10 protein-coding genes are annotated in these 7,954 nt (G+C 64.1%); 3 read left to right on the forward strand and 7 right to left on the reverse strand.

Annotated elements, in window-relative coordinates; all coding sequences use genetic code 11:
• Positions 1-499: FimV family protein (locus K0F85_RS21335; protein WP_374198764.1), on the reverse strand; the 499-nt coding region annotated here is incomplete at its 3' end.
• A 172-nt stretch (positions 500-671) separates the two neighbouring features.
• Here K0F85_RS21335 and fumC point away from each other — a divergent pair.
• From fumC to K0F85_RS21350, 3 genes are all read left to right on the forward strand, one after another.
• On the forward strand, positions 672-2,066 hold the full coding sequence (fumC, locus tag K0F85_RS21340) for a class II fumarate hydratase (RefSeq protein WP_219117939.1): 1,395 nt from the start codon (positions 672-674) through the stop codon (positions 2,064-2,066).
• A 95-nt stretch (positions 2,067-2,161) separates the two neighbouring features.
• Positions 2,162-2,383: an RNA-binding S4 domain-containing protein gene (locus tag K0F85_RS21345; protein ID WP_071079051.1), complete on the forward strand. Its 222-nt coding sequence runs from the start codon at positions 2,162-2,164 to the stop codon at positions 2,381-2,383.
• Positions 2,384-2,509: 126 nt separating this feature from the next.
• Positions 2,510-2,794 (forward strand): hypothetical protein, encoded by a 285-nt coding sequence (locus K0F85_RS21350; protein WP_219117940.1) that lies wholly within the window; start codon positions 2,510-2,512, stop codon positions 2,792-2,794.
• Between the two features lie 4 nt (positions 2,795-2,798).
• Here the strand turns inward: K0F85_RS21350 and K0F85_RS21355 are convergent, their stop codons facing one another.
• The 6 genes from K0F85_RS21355 to K0F85_RS28960 form a co-directional block, all read right to left on the reverse strand.
• Positions 2,799-4,418: a DUF692 family multinuclear iron-containing protein gene (locus K0F85_RS21355; protein WP_219117941.1), complete on the reverse strand. Its 1,620-nt coding sequence runs from the start codon at positions 4,416-4,418 to the stop codon at positions 2,799-2,801.
• Between the two features lie 17 nt (positions 4,419-4,435).
• On the reverse strand, positions 4,436-4,738 hold the full coding sequence (locus K0F85_RS21360; protein ID WP_219117942.1) for a DUF2282 domain-containing protein: 303 nt from the start codon (positions 4,736-4,738) through the stop codon (positions 4,436-4,438).
• Between the two features lie 227 nt (positions 4,739-4,965).
• A complete protein-coding gene (locus K0F85_RS21365; protein WP_219117943.1) occupies positions 4,966-5,166 on the reverse strand; it encodes a YjfB family protein in 201 nt (66 codons plus the stop codon).
• Between the two features lie 57 nt (positions 5,167-5,223).
• On the reverse strand, positions 5,224-5,760 hold the full coding sequence (mobB, locus tag K0F85_RS21370) for a molybdopterin-guanine dinucleotide biosynthesis protein B (RefSeq protein WP_219117944.1): 537 nt from the start codon (positions 5,758-5,760) through the stop codon (positions 5,224-5,226).
• A 105-nt stretch (positions 5,761-5,865) separates the two neighbouring features.
• Entirely contained in the window at positions 5,866-7,377 is a 1,512-nt protein-coding gene (locus K0F85_RS21375; RefSeq protein ID WP_219117945.1) for an alkaline phosphatase family protein, read from the reverse strand.
• A 100-nt stretch (positions 7,378-7,477) separates the two neighbouring features.
• A partial coding sequence (locus tag K0F85_RS28960) for a general secretion pathway protein GspB (RefSeq protein ID WP_257572948.1) occupies positions 7,478-7,954 on the reverse strand: 477 nt, incomplete at its 5' end.

Consider the following 7,954-nt stretch of genomic DNA (forward strand, 5'->3'; position numbering starts at 1 on the left):
GTGCGCCGGCCGTCGCGCGCGGCAGCGGCACGGACACGGGCGCGGGCGCGGGCACCGCAATGGCAGGCCTGACCGGCACGGCGACAGCGACGGCGGGCGGCGCAGGCGTCAGCCACAAGGTGCCCAGGCGCACGACGGCGGCACTGCCATTGCCCAGCAATAAATATAAATGCACATGACCAGCCTGGATCGCCTGCCCGGTACTGACGCGCACATACTGCCGTCCAGCCCGCTCCAGCGGGGTGATCTTCAAGGACTGCAGGGCCGGATCCATGCCGATACCGCCACCGCGGTACACATCGGGCGAGGCCAGGCGCACGCTCACACCCTTGACTTCCTCTGGCGCCAGGGCTGTCAGTTCGATCTCGGCCAGCAAGGGCTGGCCCACGTGCGACAGCACCGCCATATCCCCCAGTTCGGCCGCCATGACAGGCGGCAAGGCCAGGCTGGCGGCGGCGCAGGCGATCAGGGACCAACGGGGAAGGATGCTGCTCTGCATGGACTGATCGCTTTGATAACAGTATAAATAAACGGGACTCGCCTGCCTTTAACGGCAGGAAATCGCAAAAATATAGAGAGGCAAGGGTAAAAATGATGCAATACAGCATCACCCTGTGCCTTTTTGACGCCTGGAGTACACTCGATCCACCTCCATCGATGAAAGGGATGCCATGAGTAGCAGAATCGAACGCGACAGTTTTGGCCCGATCGACGTACCCGCCGACCGGCTTTGGGGCGCGCAAACGCAGCGCTCGCTCGAGCACTTCCATATCTCCACGGAAAAGATGCCGCCCGAACTGATCGCCGCCCTGGCCACCGTCAAGCGCGCGGCCGCCCACGTCAACCTGGAACTGGGCCTGTTGGATGGCAAGAAAGCCCTCGCCATCACGCAGGCGGCAGACGAAGTGCTGGCCGGCAAGCACGACGCGGAATTCCCGCTGGCCGTCTGGCAGACGGGCTCTGGCACGCAAAGCAATATGAACATGAACGAAGTGCTGGCCAACCGCGGTTCCGAGCTGAGCGGCGGCTTGCGCGGTACCGAACGCCTGCTGCACCCGAACGACGACGTCAACCTGGGCCAGTCCTCGAACGACATCTTTCCTACCGCCATCCACGTGGCGGCCGCCCTGGCCGTCGCCGACACGGTCTTGCCGCCGCTGCGCCAGCTGCGCGCCACCCTGGACGCCAAGGCCACGCAATTTGCCGACATCGTCAAGATCGGCCGCACCCATTTGCAGGATGCCACGCCCTTGACCCTGGGCCAGGAATTTTCCGGCTATGTGGCGCAGCTGGACTTTGCCGAACACATCATCAAGGCATCCCTGCCACCGCTGCGGCAACTGGCTGCCGGCGGCACAGCCGTGGGCACGGGCTTGAATGCCCACGTGGAATTTGCCGGCCGCATCGCTGCCGAGCTGGCGCGCCTGACGGGCCAGCCGTTCGAATCGGCCAGCAACAAGTTTGCCGCCCTGGCCGCCCACGATGCGCTGGTGGCCGCCCATGGCGCACTGAAGACCCTGGCCACGGCGCTGATGAAGATCGCCAACGACGTGCGCTGGATGGCGTCCGGCCCCCGCTCCGGCCTCGGTGAAATCACCATCCCCGAAAACGAGCCGGGCAGCTCCATCATGCCGGGCAAGGTCAACCCCACCCAGTGCGAAGCACTGACCATGCTGTGCTGCCAGGTGTTCGGCAACGACGTGGCCATCACGGTGGGCGGCGCCTCGGGCAATTTCGAACTGAATGTCTTCAAGCCCTTGATCGCACACAACTTCCTGCAAAGCGCCCGCCTGCTGGGCGATGGCATGCGCAGTTTCGACGAGCATTGCGCCCACGGCATCGCGCCGAACCGTGGTCGTATCGCCGAACTGATGGAGCGCTCCCTGATGCTGGTCACGGCGCTCGCGCCGCACATCGGCTACGACAAGGCGGCACAAATCGCCAAGCAGGCCCAGCACGAAGGCTCAACCTTGAAGGAAGCGGCGCTGGCCCTGGGCTTTGTGACGGAAGAGCAATTCAATGCGTGGATCGTGCCCCTGGAGATGACGCGGCCCGACAAACGTTAAGGCTCAGCCTGCATTCCCCTCGCTTCATGTAAACTATGACCTTAGTCGATGCCGTCATCAAGTGTTTAAAACACATCATTGCAATAAGGAATACAATGCAAAAAGTAAGCTTTGATTTAACATCCGAGTTCGTCGAGCTGAACCAGCTATTGAAGCTCGTTGGCCTGTGCGACAGCGGTGGCGCGGGCAAGGTCATGGTCGATAGCGGCGTGGTGAAGGTCGATGGCAAGAAGGAATTACGCAAGACCGCCAAGATCCGCGCCGGCCAGGTCGTCAGCGTGGGCGATATCCGTATCACGGTCGTCGCTCCCGCCTGATGCAGGCATGGGGCGCGAAAGTAGCCCCATGTAACCAGCCAGCGCCACTGCCAGCCCGGCTGCCGGCATCAAGCTGCAGACATGTCGTTATTGTCAGATGAATATCGATTGCAGGAGGGAAGCGCCATGGACCATCCCGAACAAGGTACGCGCAGCCAGGAACGCCTGATCGGCGACTTGCGCCAGGTGATAGAAAACGCCGAAGAATTGCTGCGTAACACAGACAAATACACCAGCAGCCTGTACCAGAGCGCCCGCGCCAGGCTGGAATTGGCCCTCGTCGCGGCCACTGCCGAACTGGCCCGCTTTGAAGAAGAGCAAGTGACGCGCATGCTGGATGCCACTCTGGCCGCGAATGCCCTGCACCGCGATCAGACTGGAGAAGCGCGCCTGCTGCGGGCCTTCGAGTAAACAGTCACGCCGTCAACACCGCATGCGCCAGCCACTGGCGCAAATGTGCCGCCAGGTCAAATGCAGGGTCCCGCTCGAAGGCCGCATCGAGCGCGGCGCCAAACGCCTGGCCCTGCTGCAAGGCCAGCAAGGCCGCATGCGCCGCCGCATCCAGCAGCAGCACTTGCGCCTTCCAGCGCGGCCGGCATACCAGCGCGCGGCTGGCTACCCGCATAGCTTGCGGAAAACCCCCCCCTCCTGCACCCTCCTGATGCGCCTGCCACAGGGCCGCCACTTGCCAGTCGGACGCCAGCAAGGCGCAGGCGGGATGCATGGCAAAACGGCGCGCTTCGAGTTGCTCGGCATGCAAAGCTGCCAGGAACTCGGGTGCCAGGCCCTGCGCATCAGGCGCGTAATGGGCAAGGTGCACGGCCCATTCCAGGCGCGCCATGTCCGGCAGGTAGGGCAACGCATCCACGGGCGGGAAGGCAGCCAGAAAATCGGCGAAACGGGCGCCAAACTGATTCAAGTCGGCGCTATCGGATCGCATCTGCCTGCCATACGCGCGCGCCAGGCCGCCAAAGAACTCGGCGCCTACCAGCGCCAGCACGACGGGATACGCCTGGCCCAGGGTGCGGCGCCAGGTGGCGCTCAGATTGCCGCGGTATAGTGAAAAACGCTGCGGCACTGCCTCTCCCGCAAACGATGGCAGGTCTGCCGCAGTATCCAACAAGGCTGTGGCAAACGCTTGCTGGCCAGTCGCCAGCGTATCGACGGCAACGGCCAGCGGCGCCGCCAGCAGCGCGCCCTGCCACGTTGCCCGTGGCGCATGGCGCGCCAGCATGGCTTGCGCCTTGTCCGCCTCGCCCAGCAGGATATCGAGCGGCGGCAAATCCGTATCCCATTCGACCAGCGTGGGCACGGCGCCAAAGCGCAGCAAGGCGGCCGCATACAAGTCCCAGACGGGATCGGCCACGGCGGCGCCATGGTGGTCGATCACGGCGTGTGGCGTCAGCAGGTGGCCGCCCAGGTGCAGCTCGCCCACGCTGCCCGGCGCGATGGCTTGCATGGCAAGCAGGGCATCTTCACCGTGGTTGCACTGATTCACATACAGATTGTTGATATCGAGCAGCAGCCCGCAGCCGCTGCGCCGTGCCAGTTCCGCCAGGAATTGCGCCTCGCTCATGGCATCGTCAGCAAAACGCAGGTAAGTGGCGACATTCTCCAGCAAGATCGGCCTTTTCAGCACATCCTGCACCCGCCCCACTCTTGCGCACAACAAGTCCAGGGCGGCACTATTCAAGGCCAGCGGCAATAGCTCATTGAGTTGCTGCTGCGCCACGGCACCCCAGCACAGGTGTTCCGACACGAGGGACGGTTCGATGCGCTCGACCAGGGCGCGCACGCGCTGCAAATGGGCTTCGGAAAAACCGCGCGCGGATCCCAGGCCGAGGCCCACGCCATGCAGACTGATGGGGTAATCCTGGCGCAGGGTATGCAACACATGACTATCCCAGCCCGATGGCTGCAGATAATTTTCAGTGTGCACTTCCAGCCAGCCCACGCGGGGCAGGCGCTCCAGGAAGTCGCGGTAGTGCGCGGCGCGCAGGCCGACACCGGCAAGTACTGGAACTGGCGGCGGCATGGGCAGGCGGCGGAAGCTTACGGCTGTGTCGCCGGCTTGGCAGCCTTGCCCGCCTTGACAGGCTTGACGGAGCCGCCCGCCTGTTCGCACGTGCCCTTGGCAACATAGGTCCATTCCGTAGGCAGATTGTCCGCCTCCGCCTGGCCCGCGCAGGAGTGCGCGCCATCGGACGACGCGCAATCGTTCTGCCCTGCCTTGGCCACGCCGTAGCATTTTTCCTTGTCGCCGGAGGCAGGGCTATCGTGCACGGCCGCACTGACTGTGGTGCCGGCGCACAGGCCTGCGAGGGCGGCGGCGATGAGAGCTTGACGTTTGTTCATGGGGATTCCTCTTGCATGGGTCAAAGAAATGGCACACCCAGGACTACGCCATGGGCAATGCGAGGTGATGGGCGTCATTCTACTGAATCGGACGCGCCATGGCGAACCATGCTCAGTGAATTAATTTGGCAGAGGCAAAAAGGCAGCAGACAGCCCACTCCCCACCGTCGATGACGGTAGTGTGGGCCAGGGTTGGCGAGCGCCAGACTGGCGTCGCGGGACTGCGCTCAGGCTGTCGTGTTGATGCGGTTACCGAGGTGCGCAGGCAGGCTAGGCGCCGCCTGTATCGGTGGCAAGGCTTGCAGCAAGGCAGTAGCAGTCGAGCTTTGGATATCCTGAGCTTTTTTCAGGACAGTCAAGCCCACGGCTTGCCGCGTGCCTGTCTCCGCCATCGTAGTTGACAGTTGAGCAATGCTTCCGACGTCCATACGTTTCTCCAATGAGGTTCTACTCTGGTTAACGGATGCCGCCGGCAAACCTTTAGCTTATTTTTCCAGCTTATTTTCCAACTGCAGCAGCAGCCAGGCCAGCACCTGCTCGCGCGCATTCAAGTCCAGCCATTGCACGCCCTCGCGCAAGTCGGCGGGCGCCGGGCTGTCGGAGGCGACGGCGATCACATGCGGGTCATGCGGATACAGGGGCGCCTGCCCCACTTCCGGGCGAAACACTTCCAGCTTGGGAATGGCATCCGTCTTGAAACCCTCGACCAGGGTCAGGTTTGCCGGCCCCATGCGGGACAATTGCTGCGCCAGGCTAGGTTCCGGTGCGCCGCGCAGCTCATGCACGATGGCAAAACGGTACGGCGATGCCACCAGCACTTCCGCCGCACCGGCCAGGCGCAGGCGGGCGCTGTCTTTTTGCGGCGGTTCCAGCGCCAGGTCATGGTGGCTGTGCTTGACCAGATTGACGCGCAGGCCACGCGCCGCCATTTCCTTCACCACAAATTCCAGCAGGGTCGTCTTGCCGCTACCGGAACGACCGATCACACCGAGTACCGGGTGTGCGGGCATCGCATCGTGCATGCTCACTCCTTGATTGAGAAGCAATGATTATACGCAGCCCCACCGGCGCCGGCGCCGCACATTGCCACCTCATTGAGCAACTCATTGAGCAACACAACACCAAGGTCAAGCGCCTGCAGCTTTTCCGCCATTCCTAGCACCGGCAAGCGCGGGTTTGCCGCCCTGCCGCCGGCGCCGCCCCACCGGTGTCGGCGCTGCCGTGCCCGCCGTTTTGCCCGCCGTTTTGCCCGCCGTTTTGCCCGCAGCTTTACCCGCAGTCCTACCATTTATCGCCTGCGCATTCCTGGCCGTGCGCGCCAATTGCCGGTGCGCCGCGATCGCGCCCGCCTCCGCATCGGACTGAAAGGGTGCGGTGGGAGCGGCAGCCAACGCATCATCAGGCGCGCATGCAGGCGCCAGCGGGGCAAAGTCCTGAGCCCGCGCCTGCGCTTCCCATGCGGCGCGCTGCGCCAGCACAGCAAAAGGCAGGGCTGGCGCAGCGCGCGCTTGTGCCAGGGTCAGCACGGCACCCAGGCCGCTGGCGGCCGCCACGCGCGCGCCCATCTGGGGCAAGGCGCCATCGGCGGCGCGGCAAAAGCGCTGCAAGATGGTTTTGATAATCGACGTGTGGTCGACCACCTGGTGGCTAACGCTGCCTGGCGCGATCAGCGGCGACACCAGCAGCATCGGCACGCGCACGCCGTACTGGCGAAACGCGGGGTCGTCGTCGATGGCGGCACCAGGCGGCACATGGTCGAAAAAGCCGCCGTGTTCGTCATAACTGAGGATGAACAAGGTACGCGCCCAGGCCGGTCCGCGCGACAGGGCCTGGTAGACCTGCGCCACCAGCGCCTGGCCGGCGCGGATATCGGCCGGCGGATGGTCGTCATTGTCGAAGAAATGCGGATCGATCCAGCTGACCGAGGGCAAGGTACCCGCCAGCGCATCGCCGATGAAGCCATAGCGGCGCGCGCTGGAACCGAAGGGTTCGTACAGCTCCGACGAGCGGTAATGCTCATCCGTCAGCGCCAGGCTCCAGGGCTTCCAGGCGGAATAAAATTTCCAGCTGACCTGGGCCCGCTCGAGGTGGCGCACGAAGGACTTGTTCGCATACAGCGGCACGCGCTTGCTATCCTTGCTGCCGGCCGCCTTGCCGCTGATCGCATACAGGCGGTTGGGCCAGGTGGCACCCGGCACGGAACTGTAGCAGCGGTCGCAGACGCAGAACTGCTGCACCAGAAAATCGTACATGGGCAAATCGGTCCCATTGTAATAGCCCATCACCAGATCGATGTCGGGGTCGCCCGGGTGCGTTTGCGCATAGTCGTCGACGAAGCCGCCATTGTCTTTTTGTAGTTGCCGCGCCACCGACAGGCCCGTATGCGACGGGTCTTGCTGCGGACCGAAAGCCGTACGCCGCAAATGATGCACGGGGTAAGTCACGCCCGCATGCACATTGGCATGGCCAGCCTGCAAGCCATCGATGTCGGCGCGCCCGCCTTCCAGGCTCAGGTAGCCAAGCATGTGATCAAAGGAGCGGTTTTCCATCATCAGCACGACGATATGCCCGATGCGCGCCAGGTTTCCCAAGCCATGCGTATCAAGAACACCCTCGCCAGCAGTTGCGGCAGCAATCATCGCACCTCCCCGGCCGCGCACACGGGCGCAGCGACTCAGGTTTGATCAGGCATGGCCACGATGGTTCAGCGACGGCGACCCGGCCTTGATGTGCAACAACTCAATACGGCACGCGGTAGCGGTAGCCCTTGAAACTGAAGATGGCCGCCTTCGGCTGCAACTTTTCCAGCACCAGGCCGGGTGCCAGCTCCTCGCCTTCGTGGCGCAAGACCTTGTCGATCAGCAGCAGGCGGTCGGCCGGATTTTTCGAATAGATATAACCACCGATGGCGATCGTGGGGATTTGCCGCTGTATCGGCTCGGGCAAGTCGCGTATGCCCTGCACGGGCTCTTCGGCCGCCGGAGCGGGGGCGGCAGAAAGCGCCTGGCTGGGCGACTCCTGCCTGGATTCCGGCACGGGCCTGGCATGGTGCACGGGCGCGGCGGTGGCCGCTTGCGGCACGGGCCTGGCTTGCGTGACGGGGACGGGGACCGGCACCGGTGCGGACACAGGCACTGCGGGCGGCGCCGCTGCCGGTATCGGCGCGGGCACAGCCTGGGCCAGCACGACAGGAACGACGGGAGCGGCCGCAGGTGC

The sequence above is a fragment of the Janthinobacterium sp. UMAB-56 genome (genome assembly GCF_900095265.1).
GTDB lineage: Bacteria > Pseudomonadota > Gammaproteobacteria > Burkholderiales > Burkholderiaceae_D > Janthinobacterium.